This is a genomic window from Variovorax sp. YR266, assembly GCF_900107295.1.
In the GTDB taxonomy this organism is placed as follows: Bacteria; Pseudomonadota; Gammaproteobacteria; order Burkholderiales; family Burkholderiaceae_C; genus Variovorax.
The window spans coordinates 1-23,304 of record NZ_FNPM01000030.1; the positions used below are offsets into that span (position 1 = coordinate 1).

Sequence of the window (23,304 nt, forward strand, 5' to 3'; positions counted from 1 at the left end):
ACCGTCTCGATAGTGTTCACGTGTCCGCCAAGAAATAAGTGGAGTAGTGAACACGATGCTCCTAGGCCCGCTGGCGGGAATCAAGATGAGTTGGCGGACGCTTACACCCGCTCGATGGCCAAGCCTTTGCAGCGCGCTTTTCAATCAAGGCCACTCTGGCAAGGATCTCGTGACGGCAGGAATGCGGGTGTCGATTGAATCTTGACAGTCGGTTCCCGGTCGGCGGCAGCAGTGCGCTGAGCGGGTATCAAAAATGGATGGGAAGAGTGTCGCTGGGGAGCTGGGTCGAATCCGACCCGATCAAATCCTCAGAAGGCGCTTCATCAAAAGTGTCGGGTAGTCTTGCCGATGTCCCGCAACGACATAGACGAATGTGTCATCGCCAATACGCCGGTAGACCAGCTTGTGGTGCGAGGTAAAGGCGTTCCGATATTCAAGGATGCCAACGGATGCAAGTTCCTGGACGGGTGCCCCAGTCAAGAAACCTGTCTCGACCAGCGCCAGTTTCGCGAAAATCTCATCTTCGGCCTTGAGCCAGTCGGCTTCGCTCCACTTGTCGAGCATGTACTCCTGAAGCGAGAGCAAGTCCTCCTGGGCATCAGGAAGAATGAAGATGGCCATTACTTGCGGCGCTGGCGAGCTGCGGCCAGTTGCGCACGGGACTCGGCAACGGAAATACCTTTGCCCTGCATGCGCTCTTTCTCACCCAAGGCGATGATTTTCAAGACGGCGATCAGCGATTCTTTTTCCTGAAACTGCTTGGCGCTTTCAATCACCATGCTGGCTTCGCCATTCTGGGTGATGAAGAAGGGCGCGCCGTTCATCTCCAGGTCTTCGGATATTTGAGCGGCGTGGCTTTTCAGGTAGGAGATGGACTTGATGTTGGAGATGGATGGCATGACGATCTTCGAGTGCCTTTGGGTCTGAATTTAGTACCGAATTTAGTTGATGTCAAGACGCGCCGCCCGAACGGCGGGCTGGCTTGTCAGCAAGATGGCAGCGCCCTGCACCGGCCACGAGCCGACGTGCCGCCGTGCCGCCGTGCCGCCATTGCACAACACAGAGCCGCCGCGAGAGCCGGGCATGTGCAAGCACCGCCCATGCCCAGCCATGCGAGGCGTGCATACCCTGGCGTGCGCCGGTCGGGACCTCAGGCCTGGATGCGCCCCGCGCTGCGGGCCCCCTTCGCGTAAGTGCTCATGCGCTTGTCGGCACAGAAATGCGGAGCCCGCTCTATCGGCAGGTTCAGCATCCCGCGCAACCGGGCAGGCTCCGCGAGGCTCACGCAGCCCAGCTCCGGAAAGCCCATCCCGAGATCGCACAGGCCGAAGGCGGTGTCGTGGTCCTCGGGGTCGATCTCGCTGAGCAGCCAGGTGACGCCCGCATCGGGCGTGAACAGCTTGACCACAGGCAACGGATCGAAGTCCGCCTGCGCCCGCGAAGACAGGCCGTTGGCCAGCAACTGGTCGGACTGCGCGTCGCTGAGGAAGGTAAAGATGGAAGCAGCCATGGCGTTCTCCTTGAACGGTTGCGGGCGGGATCGCCTGGCACCGTGGCCCGCACGGCGCAGCGCAGCCCTTGACGGCGAGAACGCCGTGCGACGGTGAAGGCAGCAGCAAGACCGCCCTGCCCCAGGTCCTGGAAACTGTCTCCCGAGCAGGCCTGCACGCACAATGCGCATCGCAGGGTCGCCGGGATCGGCAGACGCCCCAAGGGGTGCCGAAGCGCCCCCGCGGCCGCCCTCAGAGGAGGCCGCGCTCGGCCTTGATCGGGGCGTAGCGCTCCGAGGCGTAGAAATCCAACGCCGCCGCCAGGGTGGGGAATTCGAAGAGCCCGCCAGAGGCGGTGGTGGGTCGCCGCCTTCCAGCACCCGAGCGACGGGACCGAAGTGGAGGATACGGCCGCCGGCTTCCTCCAGCGCGGCTTGGAAACGAGGCGCGAGTGCGGCTTGCTTGGCCGAATCGATGACGCGCGGGTTGATATGGAGCAAAAGCGTGTCGCGGTGGAACGTCCGGGCTTTCAAGCCCGCGCCACGGCGCGCGCTCACGCGTTTCTATAACGGTTGTTTCAAGCCGCTCGGGCTGACGGCTGAGCAATTCAGTCTGCTGGTCGGCATCGGCGCTGCGCATGGAGCGAGCGTTGTTGATCTGGCGACGAGCGCTGGTGTTGATGCCGCGACGCTGAGCCGCGGTGTGCAAGCCCTGCAGCGGCGAGGGTTGGTCCAGGGCGAGGGCGGCCGAGGTCGTGCAGGCAAAAGGTTGAGTCTGCCGCTATCGGGGCTTTCGCTGATGACTGACGCTTTGCCGGTGTGGGAGCGCGCCAAGGCGAGCCTGTCGCATCGGTTGAGCGAAGCTACGTTGCTGGCCACGCGGCAGGCCATGAGGGACCTCGCCGACGCGGCGGCCAAGGCCGGTCGTGGCCCGCCACATCCCGGGCACCACGCCCGCTGAGGCTCGTTAGCCGGCTGCTGCGATCAGACCAGTGCCTTGCTGAATGTCGCCAGCAGGCGCGTCCAAGCGCGCTCGGCTTGGGCGGCATCGTAGACCTGTGTATCGGGCGGACACCAGCCGTGGGCCGCCGGGTAAACCTCCACCTCGGCCGACAGCTTCGCGCTGTCGAAAGCGGTGCGCAAGGTGACTTTGGCTTCGGGCTCTTTGGTGTCGTCGTTTTCGGCCACTGCGATCAGGTAACGCGCCTGCGTCTGGGCGACTAGGCGATGCGGGCTGTCAGGCGCTGCGGTCACCATGGCAGCGCCGTGGAAGGTACCGACCGCGCCCACCCGGCTGGGCGCCACGGTGGCAGTGCGCACCGCGATCGGGCCGCCCATGCAATAGCCGGTGGTACCCAGCTTGCGCGCCTTGTCCACCTCGCGTTGGGCATCGAGCCAAACCACGAAGGCTTTTCCGTCGCTCAGATGCATGGCCGGCGTCAGGGCCTGCATGAGCGGCATCACTTCGGCGATTGGCGTCTGACCGCCCTGCGCTGCGGTGGGTGCTTTCTTCTGCCTGTAGAACGGGTTCACCACCAGCACGCTGTAGCCCGATTCGGCCAGCCGCCGACCCATTTGCCTGAAGGCTGGGCGAAGACCAAACACGTCGGGCCACACCAGCACGCCGGGTGCCGCGCCCGCTGTGGGTGCGACAAAATACGCGTCGCAGCTGCCATCTGCCGTCGTGATGATCACCTCGCGCTCGGCAACGGCCACGGCGTTGGCCACGCTCGGCAACGCGGTCAGCAGTCCGGCGGATGCGGCCAATGCACCGAAGTCGCGGCGGGTGTACTTCTTGATTTCTTCTTGGTCGTTCAGATCACACACTGTGGTTTACCTCATTAGGATCACGTCAAAACATCAGCTTGTGCCACGAATCGGGACGGCCAGCAAGCAGCACGTGTTTCCGCTGGCGCCCGGCGTCTCAAAGGCATTCAGGATCTCAAACCGCCGGGTCCAAACTGGTACGTCATGGAGTGAACCCCATCGACTGGACCACTGGGGTCGCCAGGACTAAGCCGCCTGCTGAACGAGTTGGGATTCGAATTCGTTGGGCGGACGGTAGCCGAGCGCCGAATGCAGCCGTTTGGCGTTGTAGATCTCTTCGTGAACTGCGGAAGTCGTGTTGCCACGTCAGCGAACGTCTCGTAGCCAGCCAAGTACACCTCCTCGACCTTGAGCGTCTTCATGAAACTCTCGGCTTGGGCATTGTGATACGGATTGCCTGGCGAACTCATCGATCCTAGGAGCCCAGCCTCTTGCAGTGCGCGTCGGTACGTCTCGCTTGCGTACTGACAACCGCAATCCGTGTGATGGATGCAACCTGACTGCGGCTGTCGACTTCGGCCGGCTGAATACAGCGCAGCCAACGCAAGCGGTGTGTCGATGCGCCGCGAGATCGCATAGCCCACGACCTTACGGCTGCAGGCATCAAGGATCGCTGCCAGATAGCAGAACCCGGTCTCGATGCGGATGTACGTGAAGTCCGCCACCCACACGAGATCCGGGCGACTGGGCGATGCGGGTCGGCTGCTCTCTGGGGGGCGGGTCGAGATCGATGCTGCATTCGCGCGGCCCGGCCAGGTGAGCGGGCGAGTTGTGTCAGCAGAAGTCGCGTGGGGGACCAGCCGCGGCAGCCGAGATCGCGCCCAACTTTCTAGGCCACCCCCGCCAGCTTCTGGGATGCGATCAACGCTGCACCGCAACTGGTCACCATGCCGTCTACCGCGACTTCAATCCCGTTGACCTTGGCCCGCACGCCTCGGTTGGAAATCGGGAACACGCCTTTGCATTTGGGGCAGGCAACCATATGGCCCACACCGGAGGGAATTCTTCCATTGATCGAGAACGCGGAAAACCCCTCCAGCACAGTGCCCCCGTGCGTTGTCCTGTCACCCACGCAGACGATGCGATCGTTCATTTCAAGCTCTGAATGAAGGAGAGGATGGCGGTGCTCTTCCCCTCGGGAGATGAATTGCTCGCGATGATCGACATCAGGTAGGACATGTCCTCGGGGGCGAATCGCGAGGGGTGAGGCGAATAGAGAGCCTGCACGACCTTTTCGAGCCAGTCGATATCGTCGAGCCCGAATTCCTCGCAGGCCTTGACGAGCGTGCGGACCTCCGAGAGGAGCAGGTGGAACGGATACTCGCGGTTCGAAAAATACTCGCCATAGACAAGCTCGGCCAGGCGAAAAATATGCCGCTCGAAGAAATTGCGGGCTGCAATGTCCTCGGGACTCATGGCGCTTGGTTCGGACGCTGGGGCCACGAAGGACATCAGAGGCGGATATGGCTGCGATCGACGACGGCCCGGATGTCGCACACCTCGGCACCGGGCGGCATCCATATCCCGTCCTCCGTGATCAGCTTCTGTCCCGCCGCACGCAAAGCATCGAACGGGAAGTCGGCCGTCGAGAAAACGCCTGCCGTACCGACGAGCCGGATGAGGTGCATGCCCGCTCGAACCGCCTTGATCGTCAGAAAGGGGTCGTTGCCGGCAAAGTCGTCGAAATAGTTGAAGTTGTAGGTCTCGAGAATCTTCTTGTCCAAGGAGGACATGATCGGCGACTCCTTGATGCGGGAGACATCTCTTGCGTATCCGTCGTCCTGGATCCGCTTGTATGCCCCGAGCATGTCCGCGATCAGGGCTTTCCCCGCCGGATCCGCACCTTCGACTTCAATCCCTCGGAACAGCAGGGCGTGGAGTATCTTCAGCCAGCAGGAGATGTCGATGTCCTCGGCGTGAATGCCGAAGTAGAGCCTCCGACCCCAAGCGTCAAGCGTCTCCCGGTCTTCTTTCGGCAGAGGCAGCTGTTCGAACGATGCGCCGATTTTTTCGTAGTCCCGCGAATACCCTGCATCGAGCAGCGCCTCTCTGAAGACCCGGTTGATCGAATCGACGTCGCCGTTCAGGTCCACGTACTTGTAGACCTCCTTCATGTCCTCGATGGACAGAATGGCGATCAATTCGCCCAGGCGTGCTTGTCTGCTCATGTCAGTGCGTTTCGATGATTTGATTGAAGATGGACCGGAGTTTGCTGCGCGCGTCCGGCTTCAGCTTGGCGACGAACTTCTTCACAGCCTCGTTTTTCAGTTGGCAGACCCCGAGGTGAATGACCGTTCCCAACGGATCGACCGCCCCCAGTGTGCCTCGATGCTTCTCCAGCAATTCGCGGTCCCAGGTCGACAGGCGTCCCGATTCGATGGCCCGATCGACCTGCATGGCCTGCATGGCCTGCCGGCCCAGCATCATGGCCCGGCGCTCGTCGAATGACTTGTTGGCCGCGTTCGCATCGAAGTCTTCGCCAAGCTCCGATTCCAAGCGATCCCTCAGCGATTGCTTGAAATTCAGGCAGTCGAAGAGCAGCGGATTGAAAAAGCATTCGTTGCGTACATAGCCTCGAAAACCCGAGAACGTCTCCTCGACGAATCCCGCATAGGAAAGCACGCCGCGCTGGATCGGGGCCGCGTGCTTTTGGGCAATCTCCGATATCCGTGACCTTGGCATCCGGGCCGTCGAGCGTGGCTTTTCGAGTCCTTTGCGGCTCTCGAGAATGGCCTGCCTGTTGGCGCGCAGGACGTCTTGGTAGTCCAGGCCGGTGTCCAGGAATTCCCAAAGTCCCGCAGTCAGATCGAGGCTGAGCAAGACGGCCGCCTCGCCCCAGACACGGTCTGCGTGAAGGTCGGAGTGGGTTGCCATACTCATGGGACCGCGAGACTCGCGCCGCCTGCGAGCGGCGTCGCGACAAACGAAACGGCGATGGCGCGGATCACCTTGTACGCAATGTACCCCCCCACCAGCCAGTAGGCGGGTGTCGGGTCGATGCCTTGCATGGGAACATTGTTCGCGTCCCAGTCGGCCTGGGTTGGCAAGGGGCGGGATGCCAGCTGCCGAACGCCGGCCGGCAACTGGCCATTCGGGCAGCCCGATTGATCGTACTCGTCGATGTGGTCCTGCAGGTTCTTCTGCTGGCGCGCGATCTCGTCCTGGTGCGTGGCCCAGGCGCTCGTGCCCGGACCCTGCGCGCCCTTCTGAACCTGTTCCGCAAATCTGGTCGCCAATCCCTTGGGGCTGCCCGGTCCCTTGGCGGAATTGGCTATCTCGTCGATCTTTTCCTTCAGGCAGGTACAGACGTCGCCGTCGCATTCCCTCAGGGTCTTGCGAAGGGAGGTGCTGTCCGGGTGCGTCTTGGGAATGGCATTGGTGAAGGTGCCGCTGGCCATGATTCGTTACTCCGCCTCATAGACAATGAAATCATGCCGTTCCCGAAAGTTTCGGCAGTAGATCTTCGATGCGTGATCGAGCAGTTCGGAAAAGCGCTCCTCGGATTCGAGAAAGAAGCTGAGGCTGATCGCCGTGTAGTACTTGTTGAACTGGGCGTAGTTTCCCTTGGGATGCAGCAACACCTTCAGCCGACGCTTGAGATGATCGGGCGGCATGCCGGAAATGAGGACCACGCCATGTCCGGCGGACAGGTAGGCGACGATTTCCTTTCGGTTGGACGGCCTGATCGCGTCCCAATCCAGCAGGTAGGGCGCAGAGAGGCCCGCGGCTTCCTTTTCGTCGCCGTCGAAGAGACAGCGGCTGTGGGAGCTTCCAACCTCCTTGATGACTTCGTAGCGGGTCGCGTCCGACGGATCCAGGAGGATGTATCTGCCTTCCCGGTGCGCGCCGATGATCGCGGCGAATTGCTCGTGGTCCTCGATATGGATCAGGCTGGTCTTCAGGCGAGTCATTTCGCGCCCTTGATCTTCGGCTTCTTGCTCGACAGGCACTCCTTGTTCGACTGTCTGCCGGTGAAATCGATCTGGTCCGATTTCAGCCAGATGTGCTTGGCATTGATGACGATGCCCTTGTCGTCGATCTGGATGAACCCGCCGGGACCACTCAGCAAGATCTTCTCGGTTCCATAGGTGCTGTTGCTCTTCGAGTAGTGCAGGATGTCGGAGCCCGCGCTGATGTTGTATTCGTCTCCGACCTTGAGGTCGTACTGCTTTCCAACGACGTCGATCCGTTCGACGCCGACCAGGGAGTTCTGGGCAACGCCGACCACGGTGTTCTTGATCAGGCCGACTTTCTCACTGGAGCTCAGCAGGACGTTGCGGCTCATGTTTTGCTTGACCGTGAGCGTCTTGTTCTCGCCGATCTCTTCGTCGTGGTTGGCACCGACCACGATGGACTTGTTGTTTCCGATGCGCTCGGACTGGTCATGGTCGACGGTCTTGCTGCGGTCGTGGCCCACCCAATGGGTTTCGTCGTGCTCGACCTCGATGTCCTGGTTGCGCTCGGCGTGCAGCCATACCTGCTCCTGGCCCTTCTTGTCCTCGAAGCGCAGGGCGTTGGCGTTGCTGTCGTTGCCACCTTCCGAACTGCGTGTGAGCAGGCCGCTCTGCGTTGCGTTGGCGGGCAGCTCCCACGGCGGCATGTTGTCGGCGTTGTAGACGCGGCCGGTCACGATGGGCCGGTCGGGGTCGCCGTTCTCGAAATCGACGATCACCTCCTGCCCGATGCGCGGGATCTGGATGCCGCCGAAGTTGGTGCCGGCCCAGGGCGACGACACACGCACCCAGCACGAGCTGTTCTCGTCCTTGGTGCAGTAGCGGTTCCAGTGAAAGCTGAGCTTCACGCGGCCGTACTCGTCGGTCCAGATCTCGCGCCCAGCCGGGCCGGTGACGATGGCGGTCTGCGGCCCTGTGGTGCGCGGCCTGGGCGATGGCGGCACAGGTGCGCGAAAGACCTTGCTCGTTGGAATCACCTCGAAGTCGACGCGGCTTTCGAACTCCTGCTGCGTACTGGCGTCGCCTATATCCTGCAGCCGCAGGTGCGCATTGGTCACAAGGTACTCGCGGTTGGAATCGTTCTGCGGATGCCGCTCCAGCGACATCAGGCAGCCCGGCACCACGGCGCGCAGGTTGCCCGAGCCGCTGGCGAGCTCGCCCTGGCTGCCGGTTTCCTCCATGCGGGTGCGCACCAGTTGCTCGCCCTCGGACTCGACCACGTAGTCGCCGGGCCAGCCGTAGCGCTCCTGGCTACTTTGCGCGGTCTTGCGCGGCATGGCGCTCACCTGCTGCAGGCGCGCCTTCGGCCGCTTGAAGTCGAAATCGTCCGTGACCCAGCGGCCGCTTTGCAGCGTCTCGCAGGCGTTGAACCGGTCGCAGTGTTCTTCGCGCACGGTATCGTCGGCGCCGTAGAAGGGAATCTTCTGGTAGCCCGCATTGGCGTAGGGCTGGTGCGCGGACATGTCGTCCACGATCACGAGCTTGTGGCTGTCCTCGGCGTGCTCGAAGTAGTAGTACAGCCCCCACTCGTGCATCAGGCGTGCGACAAAGTCGAAGTCGCTCTCGCCGTACTGCACCTGGAACTCGCGCGCCGGGTAGCTGCGGGTGGCCTTTACTTCATGGGCGAAGTCGTAGTCGGACAGCACCTCGCCGAGGATGTCGAGCACGGTCTTGTTCTGGAAGATGCGGTAGTCGCTCGTTCGCGTGGCCAGGGTGAGCCAGGGCTCGATGACACCTTCATACAGCGCGCGACGATTCTCCAGGCGCAGGAAGCGCACGCGTGTGACCAGGCCCGAGATGTGGCGCTTGCCCCCGTCCGCGCCGGGGCGCCCGTCGAGCACGACGTGCACCGTGAGCGTCTCGCCCACCAGCTTCTTGATGTCCACGTTGGCGGCCTGCCGCTCGTTGTAGCCCGCCTGCTCGGGCGTGCTGAACGTGACGGTGTAGCGGAACAGGCTGCTCAGGCCTTCGTCGCCTTCGATGGCCACTGGCTCCAGTGCGGGTTGCCCGCCCAGCGTGGGCATGGCGGCACAAGAAGCGGTCAGGACGCGGATTGCCCGCGCTGCGCCTGTTGGCATGACACTCTCCCTGGAAATCGGATCAACGCACGAAAAGCAAGACAGCAAGCCGGCTCTTGCGGCTCGATGAAACGGAAGCGCTCCGCTTCCGCTTCACACACAAAGAGGCATCAAGCCTCTTTGTTTTCCTTGATGTTCCAGCCCAGCACCGTCTCGGCGCCCTTGCCGCCCTTGTCGGTCTGTTCCCAGTACTGCTGCTTCACCTTCGCGGCCTGGAAGGCGTACTGCACGAACACGGCGTCCGAGCCCTGCTCGGCCGTGTACTGCACCGAGGTGACCAGCACTTCTTCGAGCGTGACGCGCGTGTATTCGATCTGCGCGCCGCCGGCCTTGCAGACGGACACTTCGATCTTCGCCAGGTGCTTGCCGCTGGCGCAGTTCTTCAGGACGGACGGTGCCGCTTTGTCGATGCGCGCCACCACCTGCAGGTCATTGAAGCTCGCCTTGCCCACACCGCCGCCACCGCCGCTGACCATGTTGCCGGGCTGCGTTGCGCCCCATGCGAACGACTTGATGTCGGTCCACTCCTTGTGGTTCGAGTCCTTCGATTCGCCGTTTGCGCCTTCAACGCGCATGAACATGTCTACTGCCATGATGATTGACTCACTTTGCTTCCCGAAGAAAAGAAAAAGTGCGGTGATGACCGCGAGATCGAAGTGAGTAGGTTTGACCGACAGCCTCGACTATGGAATCGAGTGCGTCGCCGTTTCTTCCTCTTACTTTCTTGTAGTTTGAGGGACTCTAAGGGGTGAGAAGAAAATCAGAAAGCGAGCAAACTTACTAACCATCGTTCAGCTTTTTCTCTCAATAACCCTCTTGTTTTAGAAATGAGAGGGAATCCGGCGGAATTGCCGCTTCCGAATTCCTTTGGCTGCCCCTTCCTTTCGCCGCTTCTGCCTGATGACGCAGGTGCGCGATGCAGATCATCCGCGCGTTGACGCCGCGGGCCCACGGCATCGAGCTGCCTGACGATGCCGATCCTGGCCGCCACTCAACGACGCCCCGGTATGTCCAGTGGCTCGAGTCGCGGCATCTCCTTCGCCACGATGAACGCGAAGGCCGTGCTCGCATGGCGCGCGGCCGCGAAGATGGCGCTCGGGTCGTTGCGCAGCATCCGAAGCCACGCATCGAGGCAGGAGGAAGCCGCATGGCCCTCCACCGCCGCGCCGATCAGGCCGCAATGGCCCATGAGGAAGATGCTGCCGAACTCGGCCACCAGTTCCTCGAACGCCCAGGCCGCACCGCCCACGCGGCGGCCGAAGGCGCGGCCCAGCCGGCCCGCATGGCCGCTCCAGTGCACCAGCGCGCGCAGCACGGCCGCGCAGTGGGCTTCCGCGTTTGCGAAGCTCTCCGGCCACGGCAGCCGGATCTCGTCGGGCGCCGGCAGGTACACGGCGCGTTCGCAGCCGTAGCGGATGACCGCATCGCAACCGCACAGCAGGCGCAGCGTGCGCTCGACGGGCGACAAAGACGACAGCGGCAACGCCTGCGCGGTGCAGCGCGCAAGGACCTCGGGCGGCAGCCCGTCGATCTGCGCGACGTTGAAAAGCCAGAACGGCTCGCACCGCAGCACGCCGCGCGACCGCGATGCGTCCCCCGCCCTCCCCGCCTGCGGACCTTCGGCATGTCCGGCGCGATCGCTGGCTTCGACGCCACCACCGCGCGCGCCACGCTCGAACTGCGCGCACAGTACCGCCCGCTCGCCCCGGCGCACCTGGGCGCCAAGGCCTGCGGCCTGCCGGTAGGTCAGCCACACGTTGGAGGCATAGCCCTGCGCAGCCAGAGCGTCCAGCAGCAACAACACGTTGACCCCGCGGTACGGCGCGCCGGTCCGCCCGTTGCGCGGCATCCCGCACGCCGCCGCGCGCGTCCACCGGTCGCGGAACACGGACTCGCCCTGCGCGAGCATCGCAGCGATCCGGTCGGTGACGGCCCTCCGCACGTCGATGCGCCCGCCCCCGCGGCGCAGGCCCCCGGTAGATTGGCCTTCGCCTTCACGCCTGCCTGCTGGTGGTGAGTCCTCGGGGGGCACGGGGGGAACGCCCGCGGCCGTCCGGTTGCCCGTCTGGCATGGCAACGGAATCGATGAGGAAAATGACGATGGCGATGAAGGCGTGGCATGCATGGCGGGTCCTTTCTGCGGCGGTGCCGCGGCGCGTGAACATCTCGTCTGCTTTCGGAGCCGCCTCGACGCAGGGTCCGCGCGCGAACGGACCGATGTCCAGGGACCGCCCGGAAGCCGCAGCCGAGCAGCGCGAGGACCGGGTGAGAACGGTGGCGACGCCCTGGCCCTGGACACCGGCCCTGAACGCGCGATGCGTCGGTCGGAAAGAAGGCGGCCCCGACAGCAGATGTCGCGCACGGCCTGCACAACGCAGAACAGCGCAACGCATGCCACCACCTTCCGCCCATCCGGCGCCCCACGGGTAACGAGGACAGCCAGCGCCCGCCTACTCGCGCAGCGTGAACACCACCGAGAGGTAAGACACCGGCTGCACCTCGATCGCCTCGATCCCGTGCAGCGCGGTCGCATCGAACAGCAGCGAGTCCCCTGCCCTCACCTCGACCACCTTGCCGCCGTAGCGGTAGCGGACCTCCCCGGACAGGAAGTACAGGAACTTCAGGCCCGGGTGCTGGAAGGTCACGTAGGGATCGGCACCGGGCAGCAGCGTGACCAGATAGGGCTCGACGAACAGGTTGCCCGACAGCAGGTGGCCCAGCAGCTCGTAGCGGTAGTCCGCCGCCGCGCCGATGCGGTCGACAAGAACGCCACGTCCGGCCCGCACGTGGCAGAAGTCCGTGCGCCGCGCCTGGTCGCTGAAGAAGCGCGACGTCGGTACGTGCAGGCCCTGCGCGAGACGCTCCAGGGTCTCCACCGAAGGCGAGACCAGCCCGCGCTCGATGCGCGAGAGCATCGAGGCGGAGATCCCCGAGGCCAAGGCCAACTGGCCTGCAGACGCCCCCGCCGCCATGCGAAGCGCCCTCACCTGCGCGCCGACGCGCGCCGAGGACAGGCTTCGCACGACAGGCGCTGCTTGCCGCGATCGGGCGCGCGTCACCGAGACCGGCAGCCGCAAAGGCCGGGCACTGGGCAGAGGAGACGCAATCGCTCGAGTGGGCACGCTGAACAACCTGTCGCGAGGCGAAGTTGCCTCATTCAATTCTACGTTAAACGTAGAGACGGGCAAAGCAGATATTACGAGTATCGTAGAGTGTCATCCAGCCCCACGACTCCTCGCTCCGTCTTTGGCGCTCGCCTGCGACTTGCGAGATTGGCTACCGGGCTTCCTCAAGACAAGCTGGGCGTAAAGGCGGGATTGGACGAAGGTACAGCGAGCGCGCGCATATCTCGCTACGAGAGTGGTATCCACGAGCCGAACGTTTCATTTGCAAATCGACTTGCGGACGAACTTGGCGTGCCAGTTGCCTATTTCTACGCGGCAGACGATGAGCTGGCCAAACTCATCCTTTGGTTTGGCCAACTGAATATGAAGCAGCGAAAGTTGCTCCTTGATTTCGCCAGTCAGCTCAAACCGCCTTCTTAGATTCTGGCGTCCATTGCCGGACTCCTATCGAATGCAACTACAACGATGCGATCCGAACACTGGAGCCGCGCTACTGCCAAAGGAATGGCACGAGATCGCGAAGGATCCTCGCATCGCGTTCGCTCGCTCAGTCCAGCAGCAGCCAGTCTCGCGGTCCGTGACCAGGCATCAATGGCCTGACGTATTTCGTCTTGAAGGCGCTACTGCCTGCGCCCAAATCACCCTCGACCACTATGCAGCTAATGCGGTCTTCCGGTCCGAGGGATGCGAATGACTGCAACTGTGGTCCCTTTTGCGCGAACAAGCCCCTAGTCGCGCCCACGGTCCGGAAATTGCAGCTGGTTGCATCGGTTGTCGTTCCTGAAATCCTCGCGCAAAATAGTTACAGATGTCCTCGAATGAGGCGGCACGATAAACGTGGCAGGGGAAGGGCCGCAGATGCAGAAGGGTATGTCGAAGAGACGTCAGGCTGACGACCGGTTGGGCCACCTATGAGTCGCATGCCGGCTGCTGCCAATCAACCAGCGCAGTCACTCTTGTCCCGTGTCAACTGGCGAGGGCTCGGACGTCGTGCCGCAAAGGAGTTGAGCAATCGCGAGTTGCATGCGCCAGTGGTGTCGTCCTATCGCTGGTGGGCGCGCCGTCCGCACAGTGTGATGGGTGCTCTTCTCGATGCAGCCGTTGCGGAGTATGGGAAAACCCTTACCATTGCCGACCCCTTCAGCGGCGGCGGTACCGTGACGTTCGAGGCGGCGCGGCGCGGGTTAAAGGCCTATGCGCAAGACCTCTATCCCTGGCCCGCTCGCGGCTTGGCTTCCGCTTTGTCATCGTGCAACCCAGAGATCTTGGCTCACGGCTCGCGGTCGGTGCTCGAGGCGCTGGAGCCACTTCGTAGACAGTACCGCACCGCCTCTGGAGCCGAGCTTAGTCACATCTTGCGAGTTCGCACCGCGGACTGCGCCGGCTGCGGAAAGCATGTTTATGAGTTTCCGCACGCCCTCGTGTCGGTGACCAGCCGGGGCCTCACCGACCGACACGCGTACTTCGGCTGTCGGCAATGTGGTGAGGTCACCCTCCGTGACCGAAGCGTCTCCACGTTCACTTGTGATGGATGCAAGGTCCGATGGACGGTTAAGGATGCCTCCGACTGCCCATACTGCGCGCATGAGCAGCTCAGCCCGCGTGGCTGGCACGCCGTTCTTGTCCAAGAACTGATGCAAAAAGGGCGGCAGCTCAGGGCGGTACTGAGGAAGGTAAAGGATGGCGACCCCGTGGACTTTGAGGCCGCGGGCGCCGTTTCCCCCGAACTGGCCCTGCCGATTCCGCAAGGCAAGGAAACGAAGCGTCTGCTGGACAACGGCTTTGCTTGTTGGGCCGATCTATACACGCGGCGCCAAGCGGATGCTCTGGCTCAGGCCCTCTCAGCTGTTCGTGCCCTGAGCGCGGACTCCGCCACACGCGACCGTCTCGCGTTCTGCATTCTCGGGGCGGCTGAGATGCCAGCCTTCCTCAGCCGCTGGGACCGCTTCAATCTCAAGCCCTTCGAGGGCATGGCGAACCACCGCTATGCCCAGTCGCCCCTCACCGTCGAATGCAACCTGCTTTCGCCCGTCGGCCGAGGGACTCTCCCCCGTCGGCTGGAGGCCGCGGCACAGGCGCTTCACTGGCTCATCGAGGCCCAGAGCACGCTTCCTCGTGTGGTGACGGCCCAGAGTGGTCGAAAAGGCCGGAAGCGCACCGAATGGGATGTTATGGTGACGACGGGCAGCAGCGTCCGCCAGGAGCTGCGTACCCAGTCGGTCAGCGTCGTCATCACCGACCCACCCTACTTTGACGATGTGCAGTACGGCGAGCTGGCCCGGTTGTTCCACACCTGGCTCCGGATCTACGACCCGGGCGTCATCGTCGACGAATCTAAGGAAGCGGTGCCGAACTCAAGCCGTGGCATCACGGCCGCTGACTATGAGCAGACGATTGCTGCCTGCCTTGCCGAGAGCCGGAGAACGCTCAAGGCCGATGGCCGCCTTGTCCTCACGTTCCACAACAAGAAGCTGGCCGCTTGGCGGGCTCTTGCGGGAGCAGTCCGAAAGGCGGGCTTCGCCGTCCACTCGCTGGCTGCCGTGCTGGCCGAGAACCACGCAGACCATTGCAAGCGAAACGTGAACGCGATGCTTCACGACCTGGTCATCGAGTGCGTGGCGGCGGGCGAGGACGCACCTGCGGCGCCTCAGCTTGTTTTTCGGCCCACTTCCGTCGCCGAGAAGAACTTGGCGGCCATCGGGCTCGCGCTCGCCGACTGTGTGGCCAATCAGTGCCCCGACGAACTCCCGAAAGCGTACCTCAAACGTCTCGAGGACTTCGGCACCAAAACCCGCCTCATCGGGACGTGAATGTGGGACAGCGCGCTCCAGGTGTCCACGCAGCCTGTCACTGACGCGCTGCTCCATCGGCAGGTCCTTCCAAGCAGCGCGCTTGCATTTGAGAAGGTCAGCGGAGTCCTCGCAGTTCGCACTGCCCTGCGCACACGCGTGGAGGAACAGACGTTGTTGTTTGTCGTCCCTGAAGCCACGGCGGGGACGGCAAGGCACATCACGGCGGCGCTCCTCATCGGCGACCATGCGCATACGCATGCACAGGCCGATGGTCGGCTGCCTGCAGCGGAGTCACGCCCTCTACTGAAGGGCGACATTCTGCTGGTCACGCAAGCCGTCTCTGACTCCAAAGCAACGCTCGACGACTTGCCGATTGGACGCAGCCAGCGTCTCTCTGACATGTGGGAGGTCACTCCTTTCTCGAAGTACACGGCCACCAAATCCGACAAGCCGCGGGTGTTTGTCGCCAACCCGGGCTGGTTGGCGAAGAGCGCCGCAGGCCGCTCGTTCGGTGCAGTCATCATCGACGCGTCCCACCCACGCACGCTTGAGCAGCTTTCGGAGCTTGTGAAGGCTGCGACTGGCTGCACCAAGCTGCGGCTTGTGGTCTGCCCTCCTCCGGGCGATGCGGTCCTCGCCGCTTGCGGCTATCCAGGAAAAGCTTGCGTTTGGGCGTGGGACCCTCAAGCCCAGGTCGACGCTCAGGTTGCAGTGGAAGCCAACGACCCGGTGCAACACAAAGCGGCCGACCGCTTCCTTTGGGTCTGCGACTCAGACGCCGAAACAGGCAGCGTTCTTGCAGAGCTTCATCGCCGCCTTATTGGTGCCGCCAAGGCTGCCGCTGGTCACAGCTATCCAGGTCTCAAGCAATGCTGGTCCATCTACAACCGCCTTCGGCAGGTGATGGTGCCGTTGTCACAGCTCGAACAGGCCGCGGCAACCTCTTGGGCCGGGAATTTGCGGATTCGAATCGACGAGCTTGGCTCCGTTCAGGGCCACGGCAACGTCGCCTGGGATACCACGTGGCCAGGCCTGGTTGAGGCAACGAAGGCGGCCTATGAGACGCTACTCAAGCGCAGGGAGACCGCGAAGTTCTGGGCGGTGGCATCGAACATCGAAGCCTGCTTGGCATCTCCGACAGCCCGACAACGCATCGTCGTTGGGTCCGAAGCGGAGCTGCAGTTGCTGATTTCTGAATTTGAGACGCTGGTTGACGGGTTCGCGCAGGCGCTCGCGAACGGTCGCATCGAATTCGTTACAGCTGGCCGTGAGGCTCGATTGGTGGCGGAGGGTCACTTGGCGCCGACCATCCTCCTCAGCCCGCGTACTAACGGCCACAAATACCTCGACGTCTTCTCGTCGCAGCGAGTCGATGAGTTTCTCTATCCACACGAGGTGGAGGCCGAGCGCGCTTCGCAAAATCGGCTATATGGAGCTTGGACCCGGGCCCTCGACGACAAGCAGCGAATTCAGCTGCTTGAACCCTTGGGATTCTGTGCACCGTCGTCGATTGTCACCCGGCCCACCCCGGCAAGACCGACCGTTACTGTCCTAGGCACCAGCGGCCACACCATCCAGCTCGTCACCGATGCCCCGGTGGACGCCGAGCTTGACATCGAGAGCCTCACGAGCGTCCACGGCGGTAGCTTGTTTGATGACCAAACGCCCCAGGTCTACGGAGTAGGCGGAGTCGCTGGTGCTGCCACTGAAGTTCGGTTCGTGCGCGGCAGCCCACACGTCTACTACGCTGGCCAGCGAGTCGACGTCTACTTCTCCGAGTCGGAATCCATTCAGCGGTTTCCACCGACCGAGCTTCGGCCCGGCTGGCAGGTGGTCTCGTTTGTCGACGGACGCTACGACGGACTCTTCCAGCGACTCGCGGAAGTGGTCACCGCCCGGATGAAGCCGGACGAGCGCGTCGCCTTAGAGCTCTGGCGCAAGACCAAGGAAAGCATTGCTGAGCGTTTCGAGAGCAAGAAGGCTTTATTCGACCACCTGGCCACGAAGGGCCTGACGTCCAGCTATGGAACCTTCATCAGCTGGTTCCGCGAGGGCGACGAAGGAACGATGGCTCCCCAACAGTACGACGAATTCACAGTGCTGGCGAGGCAGGCGAGCGTCTACGACTCAAAGATATTCCTCGACGCCACGTTCAAGGCAGTGCAGCACGAGCGTGGTCGCAACCGTGCTGCAGGCCGAAAACTCAAGAACTTTCTGCGAGCGGTGATTTCCGGCCACGGGTATGAGGAGGCGCTTGCGAGCGCACGAAAACTAGACGCAGCGTTGCATGACGTGCTCGCGGCCGCGGAGGTGCTTGAAGTGGCCTCTATCCATCAGATTCTGAGGAGCTCCGATGTCTAACTCCATCTACTCACCGACTTACCGAGACGAGTTGGCTCTCTCTCACCACTTCATCCGGGTGCTAGAGCAACGCCTCGCAGGACGCGACAGCGCACGCCGAATCAACGTGCACCCACTCGACTGGTGCCACCTCGGCGTCATCGGGCCCACGAAGCAGTTGCACGCGCCGGTTGACCTCGATGCTGCGGCGCTTGAGGCTGAGCCCACATCCGAAGTCGCAGAGGCGGCAGTGCCCGCACCCTCCGCCGTTCAAGCCAAAGCGCCACTAGCGCCTTCGAACGCGACCACCGGCAAGGGAGCAGCCGTCAAGGCTGAAGGTGACGACGCAGACGACCCTCCGATTTCCGTCGAGAAGCGCGATGACAAGGAGAGCACGCGCCGACCTCCCTCTGCAATCGGATTCGAGGTTCTTGTCCAACCGGATGAACAGGGCGAAATCAGCCTGACCTTGAACGCCAGCTTTTGCGTCTTCACCAAGCATCTTCCTACTTGGAGCGAGCAAACAGGGGTGCTCGAGTCTGCATCCGCAGGCGCCCCACTCGCTGATGTCGTTCAGCGCTGGCCGCTTTCCGTCAAGACCATTCGCATCAGGGTACCGAAATCGGGCGGTGTATTCCAAGACAAGGGGGTCATCCAAGCTGTGCTTGAGAAGACGCTACGTGATGCCTTCGACAGCGTCGACGTTGAGCGTCTGTGGCCGGGCACCCGTCCGAAAGTCAGTGAGACGGACCTCAAGAGCAGGGAAGCCTTCGACGCATTCCTGGCCAGTCGCGTCAACGGGCTTGCGTCTGACGAGTGGCAAATGCATGCCTCGTTGGAAGTACGGGCAACCGTCCGCCCGGACGGACGGGTTCGAATCGGGTGCTACTTCAAGAACGACACACCTGAGACACCGCCGCTGACCAAGGGCAAAGGCCTCAAGGATGCCTTCAAGGTCATCAGCGACGTTCGAATCGAAGCCTCCTTCGAAGCTGGCGAGCTCGTGCCCATCGAAATTCTCCCCGTTCCGCAGGATTACCAGTACGACCGACGGGTTTGGGCGGTGGGGCACAACACGAGTGTCCGCGCCGACCGCGATGCCGGAACTGTGCAGACGGCGGCGCTGGCCGTTTATGAGCAGCCACGCATCATGACGCGCGACGCCGTGAAAGCGCGGTTCTCAGCCTTGTCCACCGAACCGTTCCAGACGCTCAACGCCATCTATGAAGCGATGGTCGAGTACCAGCGCGATTGGAAAGAACGCGTGTTGGATGGAAACGACTTGGGGCTGGATGCTTCGGCTCTCGCCGAGTGCACTCACGACTACACCGGGTTCGTCGACGAAATCCGTAGGTTTGCGTGCGGCGTCGCTGCACTCAAGGCCGACGAGCGGCTCTTGCGTGCGTTTCAAGCCGCCAACCGAGTGTTCGGCCGGCTGGCTAACGGGTACGACTCCTGGCGGTTGTTCCAGCTGGTCTACATCGTCACGCAGCTGCCGGCGCTGGCCGTCCGCGAGAACTTCGTCGAAGGCCACTACCCCGAGGGCGAGCAGCGTAGCTGGAAAGACGTGCTCGATTGGGGCGATGTCCTCTGGTTCCGCACGGGGGGCGGTAAGACGGAGGCGTACCTGGGCCTCGCCTGCTGCGCAATGCTCTACGACCGGCTTCGAGGGAAGGCCTTCGGCATGACAGCGTGGCTGCGGTTCCCGCTGCGCATGCTGAGCATCCAACAGCTGCAGCGGGCAATGCGTGTCATCTGGGAAACCGAGCAGGAGCGCTTGCAAGTTCTCGGCGAAGCAGCTAATCAATCCGCGCCTATCCGCCTAGGCTACTTCGTCGGCAGTACGACCACGCCCAACAGCTTGTCGCCAGAGTACCTGAGCAACCTGACCACGGACGACAAGCTCGAATGGGTTCGCGCCGTCCCTGATTGTCCGGCATGTCTGGAGCGCGGCACCGTCAAGGTCAAGGCCGATATTCAGGGCATTCGCTTCAGGCACATCTGTTCGGCATGCAACGTGGAGCTTCCGCTTGACGTCTCCGATGACGAGGTTTATCGGCACTTGCCTGCCTTGGTGGTTGGAACCATCGACAAGATGGCGACAGTAGGCCAGCAATCGAAGTTCGGCCTGCTATGGGGCGGTGCGAAGTGGAAATGCCCCGAGCACGGCTACGCATTCGGGGAACATTGCTCCGCCTGGGGTTGTAAGGTCGACAAGAAGCTCCGGCGGACGGTCAAGCCGCGTGACGCAGCGCCGGCACTGCATATCCAAGACGAACTGCACCTATTGCAAGAAGAGCTTGGTGCATTCGCTGGTCACTACGAAACGCTGATTCGGCACTGCGAGGCAGAAGTCGGAGGCAAGCCCTCCAAGGTGATTGCTGCGACTGCAACTATTGAAGGCTTCGAGAACCAGGTTCGGCACCTCTACGGTGTCAAGGACGCGCGACGTTTCCCCGGGCGCGGCTACGACCGTATGAAGAGTTTCTACGCGGAGCCCGACAAGGATGAACATCAGACCCTAAAGACGGCGCGCATCTTCGTCGCCTTCAAGAGCCCCTCGCTATCGCCGGCGGACGCTTCGGCGTACTGCACCGAGATTCTCCATACGGAGATTGGGAACCTGTTCGGCAACCCATCCATCGCCCTCGGGTTCCTGCAAGACGCTCGAACCGACGCGGATGTCGCCGCGCTGCTATGTCACTACACGACGACGCTGAACTACGTCGGGAGCCTGCCCAAAGGGTCTCGTGTCCGTCAAGCGCTCGAAGATGTGGCGGCGAAGGTTCGACCAGGCGCTCGCGAGCTGAACGTCGAGTTCCATTCGAGTCGCTCGAGCAGTGCGGAAGTGGCAGGCGTCGTTCACCGCGTCGAAGCTCCGCCACAGTGGAATGACGAAAGCTTCCTGGATGCGCTCGTCGCAACCAGCATGATTAGTCACGGCGTCGACTTGGAGCGTGTGAACCTCATGACGATGGACGGCGTGCCCGAGGAGACCGCGGAATACATCCAAGCCTCCAGCCGGAGCGGCCGCCGCCACGTGGGCATCGTGGTCGTCGTCTTGGCCAGCTTCTCGCTTCGCGCATCGAGCATTTACCACCGATTCCTCGAGTACCACCAGCACCTCGACCGCATGGTTTCGCCCGTCCCCGTCAACCGCTTCGCCAAGTACGCCGCGCAGCGCACCCTGCCGGGCATCGTCCTCGGCCTGGTCTACGGCAAGCATGTCGCGCAGACAGGGAACTCCGGACTGAACATGCGCAGCAACGCGAGTCAGCTTATGAGTTCCATGGGTTCTGACTTTATGGACGAACTCAAGGCGGCCTATTCGTTAGGCGACAACGTGTACGACTCGCGGCTTGAACAGGCTCTCGGCAGTGTCCTGGAGGCCCAGCTCGACGTAGTTCAGATGTCCATTCGCAACAGCAATGAGAAGAAGGTCAAGGATGCTGTGCGACCAGCTCCCATGACTAGCCTACGCGATGTAGAGGTCGGGGTGCCATTCTGGCCTGACCAGTGTGACTCTCGACTGCTGACTTTCGTGCAGCGCAGCAAGGACTGAGAAATGGCAAACAAGGGATTCTCTCGCGGGCAGACTCAGGTGCTCTTCCGGCATCTGCCCGAGGCCGTCTTCGAGCACGATGACTACGGCCTGTGCAAGGTCACCCAAGTTGCACTTAGCGATGCCGAAGTGAATCGCGAAGCACTGTTTGATGCCATCGCGGACGCTCTGGCCATGTGGCCTGCCGACTTCGTGAAGAAGTACCCTGACCCACGGGATACCAGCAAGCGCTCCGTTTATGCTGTGGGCTCGCCTCGCGAAGTTCGCTTCACGCCATATCCGCAGGTCTTCAAGTGCCGGACGTGCTCGCGTACCGGCAAGTTCACTGACCTGCTCAAGCGAGGCGCAACGTCGAACGGCCGTTGCTCTTGCGGGGGCTATCTCAACCAGATGCGCTACGTCCAAGCGCACAACTGCGGACGACTGGAGGAACTCTTCGTTCCACAGATGCGCTGTCCCAATGGCCACGGGCCCGCGGACCTCGCCTTCTATGATCCGGGACGCGTCAAGCAAGCTCGATGGTACTGCGCACAATGCAAGGCGGACGTCCAGGCTCTGCGCATGACGCCGTGCAAGTGCGCCTACAACGACTCTTTGCCCAAGGGCCCGCGAGCCGAGAAATACCTGAGAGTCGTGCCCACAGGTGACCCGTCGCTGTACATCCCGCACACCGTCGCGTTCATCAATTTCCCTGAGGACGTTCAGGGGCGTCTACGCGGCTCTCCAGACTCCCTGGCGCTGATGCTCGCACGCACATGGGGCCTGCTCGCCGAAACCGTCGGCGGAACCATCCAAGACCGGTCGAACGCGGGCAGCCAAGAAGACAACCAAATGCTGGCCGCAATGGTGGAGGAACTGCGCAAGCGCGACCCCTCCAACGCGATGGTTTTGCAGTACGACGCACGCAAGCGCAAGCCTAAGGGCCAGGACGCCATCGACGCCGTGACGAAGCTCCTCGCAGACCAGGGCGCGACCGCAGGAGGCGCGCCCCGTCGATGGCTTGTCGAGCACACGACGCTGCTCGACCAAACCGACATCAGCACGATTGCCGATGTCGCCGGCATGCTGCGCCGGGCTGGCGACGAGGCAGGGGCCCAAGACATCGAAGATGGCAAGCGCAAGGCTTCTGACCTGCTGGGCATCAAGCACATCCGCGTCGTCAACGACTTCCCCCTCGCGCTCTGCGCCTACGGCTACACCCGCACCGCACGGGACCCGTCGAGAACGGTCATCACGCCTTTCCCCGTCGACGACCGCGGCCGCATTCCGGTGTATGCCATCGCGTCTGAGACCGAGGCATTGTGGTTCCAGCTCGACCCGCTGCGCGTCTACGGATGGTTGCTGGAGAACGGTTTGGTCGCGGGTCTAATGCCGACGTCGCGTGAAGAGGCTTGGGCCCGCCTGTACGCGGAAATTCCGGGTCTGCGCGAAGCACCACATGAGCCGTTCTACAACCAACGTGAGGCCGGCGCAGTCAGGACTCTGCTCCACACGATGAGTCATCTCTTCCTGAGTCGTATCGAGTGGAGCGGGTTCGCGCCTTCGAGCGTCGGCGAATACCTTATTCCGGGATCGCTCTCCTTCATGCTGTATGCGAACCGGCACGCCGAGACCAAGATTGGCGGCCTGACCACGTTGTTCGAGCAACGCTTGAACACGTGGCTCTGGGACGCAGCACAGTCAGGGCGCGAATGCGTCTACGACCCCATCTGCGCCGATGACGGGGGCAGCTGCGCAGGTTGCACACACCGTGAGCACAACTGCGTCGCCTTCAATCGAGAGCTGTCTCGGGCGGCGGTCTACGGAGGAGCTACTCCGCAGGCGAGCGCCTTCGAGGGCCTGCGAATCGAGCACGGCTTCTGGAAGGACGCCTGGCAGGCAACGCCTACCGAGTGATGACTACCCTCGCCACCCTTCGTCAGCAGTTGGTTCGGCCGGACAGTGTCCGCCGCATTGGCCAGACACTCTGGATGATGGTTGGCGAGCCGATGCAGCCAACGAGACTCTTGTGGGCCCCTGGGACCCCCTTGGTGTAAGTGCCCGGCCAACTCATCTTGATTCCCGCCAGCGGGCCTAGGAGCATCGTGTTCACTACTCCACTTATTTCTTGGCGGACACGTGAACACTATCGAGACGGT

21 protein-coding genes are annotated in these 23,304 nt (G+C 62.6%); 6 read left to right on the forward strand and 15 right to left on the reverse strand.

Features of this window, described 5'->3' with window-relative positions; all coding sequences use genetic code 11:
- Positions 1 to 300 precede the first annotated feature (300 nt).
- The 3 genes from BLW48_RS34460 to BLW48_RS34470 form a co-directional block, all read right to left on the reverse strand.
- A complete protein-coding gene (locus tag BLW48_RS34460) occupies positions 301 to 621 on the reverse strand; it encodes a type II toxin-antitoxin system RelE/ParE family toxin (RefSeq protein WP_093180169.1) in 321 nt (106 codons plus the stop codon).
- On the reverse strand, positions 621 to 899 hold the full coding sequence (locus BLW48_RS34465) for a type II toxin-antitoxin system Phd/YefM family antitoxin (RefSeq protein ID WP_093180171.1): 279 nt from the start codon (positions 897 to 899) through the stop codon (positions 621 to 623). The genes BLW48_RS34460 and BLW48_RS34465 overlap by 1 nt, the downstream gene beginning before the upstream one ends.
- Positions 900 to 1,150: 251 nt before the next feature.
- Positions 1,151 to 1,510, reverse strand: coding sequence for a DUF2958 domain-containing protein (locus BLW48_RS34470; protein ID WP_093180172.1), 360 nt, complete (start codon positions 1,508 to 1,510; stop codon positions 1,151 to 1,153).
- A 442-nt stretch (positions 1,511 to 1,952) separates the two neighbouring features.
- Here BLW48_RS34470 and BLW48_RS34480 point away from each other — a divergent pair, with 442 nt between their 5' ends.
- The gene (locus BLW48_RS34480) at positions 1,953 to 2,450 is read left to right on the forward strand and encodes a MarR family winged helix-turn-helix transcriptional regulator (RefSeq protein WP_256331073.1); all 498 of its coding nucleotides are present in this window, start codon (positions 1,953 to 1,955) and stop codon (positions 2,448 to 2,450) included.
- 23 nt (positions 2,451 to 2,473) lie between these two features.
- Here the strand turns inward: BLW48_RS34480 and BLW48_RS34485 are convergent, their stop codons facing one another.
- The 12 genes from BLW48_RS34485 to BLW48_RS34540 all read right to left on the reverse strand — a co-directional run bounded on the left by BLW48_RS34485 (position 2,474) and on the right by BLW48_RS34540 (position 12,370).
- A complete protein-coding gene (locus tag BLW48_RS34485; protein WP_093180174.1) occupies positions 2,474 to 3,316 on the reverse strand; it encodes a dienelactone hydrolase family protein in 843 nt (280 codons plus the stop codon).
- Between the two features lie 107 nt (positions 3,317 to 3,423).
- On the reverse strand, positions 3,424 to 4,194 hold the full coding sequence (locus BLW48_RS36130; RefSeq protein WP_093180175.1) for a DDE-type integrase/transposase/recombinase: 771 nt from the start codon (positions 4,192 to 4,194) through the stop codon (positions 3,424 to 3,426).
- Positions 4,146 to 4,409 carry a PAAR domain-containing protein gene (locus BLW48_RS34495; RefSeq protein WP_093180177.1) on the reverse strand — a complete coding sequence of 88 codons (264 nt, stop codon included), beginning with the start codon at positions 4,407 to 4,409 and terminating at the stop codon, positions 4,146 to 4,148. Before BLW48_RS34495 ends, BLW48_RS36130 begins: the two co-directional genes overlap by 49 nt.
- Positions 4,406 to 4,768 carry a hypothetical protein gene (locus tag BLW48_RS34500; protein WP_093180179.1) on the reverse strand — a complete coding sequence of 121 codons (363 nt, stop codon included), beginning with the start codon at positions 4,766 to 4,768 and terminating at the stop codon, positions 4,406 to 4,408. Before BLW48_RS34500 ends, BLW48_RS34495 begins: the two co-directional genes overlap by 4 nt.
- On the reverse strand, positions 4,768 to 5,484 hold the full coding sequence (locus BLW48_RS34505) for a hypothetical protein (protein ID WP_093180180.1): 717 nt from the start codon (positions 5,482 to 5,484) through the stop codon (positions 4,768 to 4,770). The genes BLW48_RS34500 and BLW48_RS34505 overlap by 1 nt, the downstream gene beginning before the upstream one ends.
- 1 nt (position 5,485) lies before the next feature.
- Positions 5,486 to 6,196: a hypothetical protein gene (locus BLW48_RS34510; RefSeq protein ID WP_143047870.1), complete on the reverse strand. Its 711-nt coding sequence runs from the start codon at positions 6,194 to 6,196 to the stop codon at positions 5,486 to 5,488.
- A complete protein-coding gene (locus BLW48_RS34515; protein WP_093180183.1) occupies positions 6,193 to 6,714 on the reverse strand; it encodes a hypothetical protein in 522 nt (173 codons plus the stop codon). The genes BLW48_RS34510 and BLW48_RS34515 overlap by 4 nt, the downstream gene beginning before the upstream one ends.
- Before the next feature lie 6 nt (positions 6,715 to 6,720).
- Positions 6,721 to 7,227, reverse strand: coding sequence for a DUF4123 domain-containing protein (locus tag BLW48_RS34520; protein WP_093180185.1), 507 nt, complete (start codon positions 7,225 to 7,227; stop codon positions 6,721 to 6,723).
- Positions 7,224 to 9,347, reverse strand: coding sequence for a type VI secretion system Vgr family protein (locus BLW48_RS34525; RefSeq protein WP_093180186.1), 2,124 nt, complete (start codon positions 9,345 to 9,347; stop codon positions 7,224 to 7,226). The genes BLW48_RS34520 and BLW48_RS34525 overlap by 4 nt, the downstream gene beginning before the upstream one ends.
- Before the next feature lie 110 nt (positions 9,348 to 9,457).
- Positions 9,458 to 9,940, reverse strand: coding sequence for an Hcp family type VI secretion system effector (locus BLW48_RS34530; RefSeq protein ID WP_093180188.1), 483 nt, complete (start codon positions 9,938 to 9,940; stop codon positions 9,458 to 9,460).
- A 398-nt stretch (positions 9,941 to 10,338) separates the two neighbouring features.
- Positions 10,339 to 11,289: an ArdC family protein gene (locus BLW48_RS34535; protein WP_256331074.1), complete on the reverse strand. Its 951-nt coding sequence runs from the start codon at positions 11,287 to 11,289 to the stop codon at positions 10,339 to 10,341.
- A gap of 508 nt (positions 11,290 to 11,797) precedes the next feature.
- The gene (locus BLW48_RS34540) at positions 11,798 to 12,370 is read right to left on the reverse strand and encodes a helix-turn-helix domain-containing protein (protein WP_093180189.1); all 573 of its coding nucleotides are present in this window, start codon (positions 12,368 to 12,370) and stop codon (positions 11,798 to 11,800) included.
- A 189-nt stretch (positions 12,371 to 12,559) separates the two neighbouring features.
- On the opposite strand from BLW48_RS34540, the gene BLW48_RS34545 reads away from it, so the two are divergent.
- From BLW48_RS34545 to BLW48_RS34565, 5 genes are all read left to right on the forward strand, one after another.
- On the forward strand, positions 12,560 to 12,892 hold the full coding sequence (locus BLW48_RS34545) for a helix-turn-helix domain-containing protein (protein WP_371127588.1): 333 nt from the start codon (positions 12,560 to 12,562) through the stop codon (positions 12,890 to 12,892).
- Positions 12,893 to 13,428: 536 nt separating this feature from the next.
- Entirely contained in the window at positions 13,429 to 15,282 is a 1,854-nt protein-coding gene (locus BLW48_RS34550) for a hypothetical protein (protein ID WP_143047871.1), read from the forward strand.
- A 153-nt stretch (positions 15,283 to 15,435) separates the two neighbouring features.
- On the forward strand, positions 15,436 to 17,625 hold the full coding sequence (locus BLW48_RS34555; RefSeq protein ID WP_143047872.1) for a hypothetical protein: 2,190 nt from the start codon (positions 15,436 to 15,438) through the stop codon (positions 17,623 to 17,625).
- On the forward strand, positions 17,618 to 21,166 hold the full coding sequence (locus BLW48_RS34560; RefSeq protein ID WP_093180194.1) for a helicase-related protein: 3,549 nt from the start codon (positions 17,618 to 17,620) through the stop codon (positions 21,164 to 21,166). The genes BLW48_RS34555 and BLW48_RS34560 overlap by 8 nt, the downstream gene beginning before the upstream one ends.
- Before the next feature lie 3 nt (positions 21,167 to 21,169).
- Positions 21,170 to 23,062, forward strand: coding sequence for a hypothetical protein (locus BLW48_RS34565; RefSeq protein ID WP_093180195.1), 1,893 nt, complete (start codon positions 21,170 to 21,172; stop codon positions 23,060 to 23,062).
- Positions 23,063 to 23,304 lie beyond the last annotated feature (242 nt).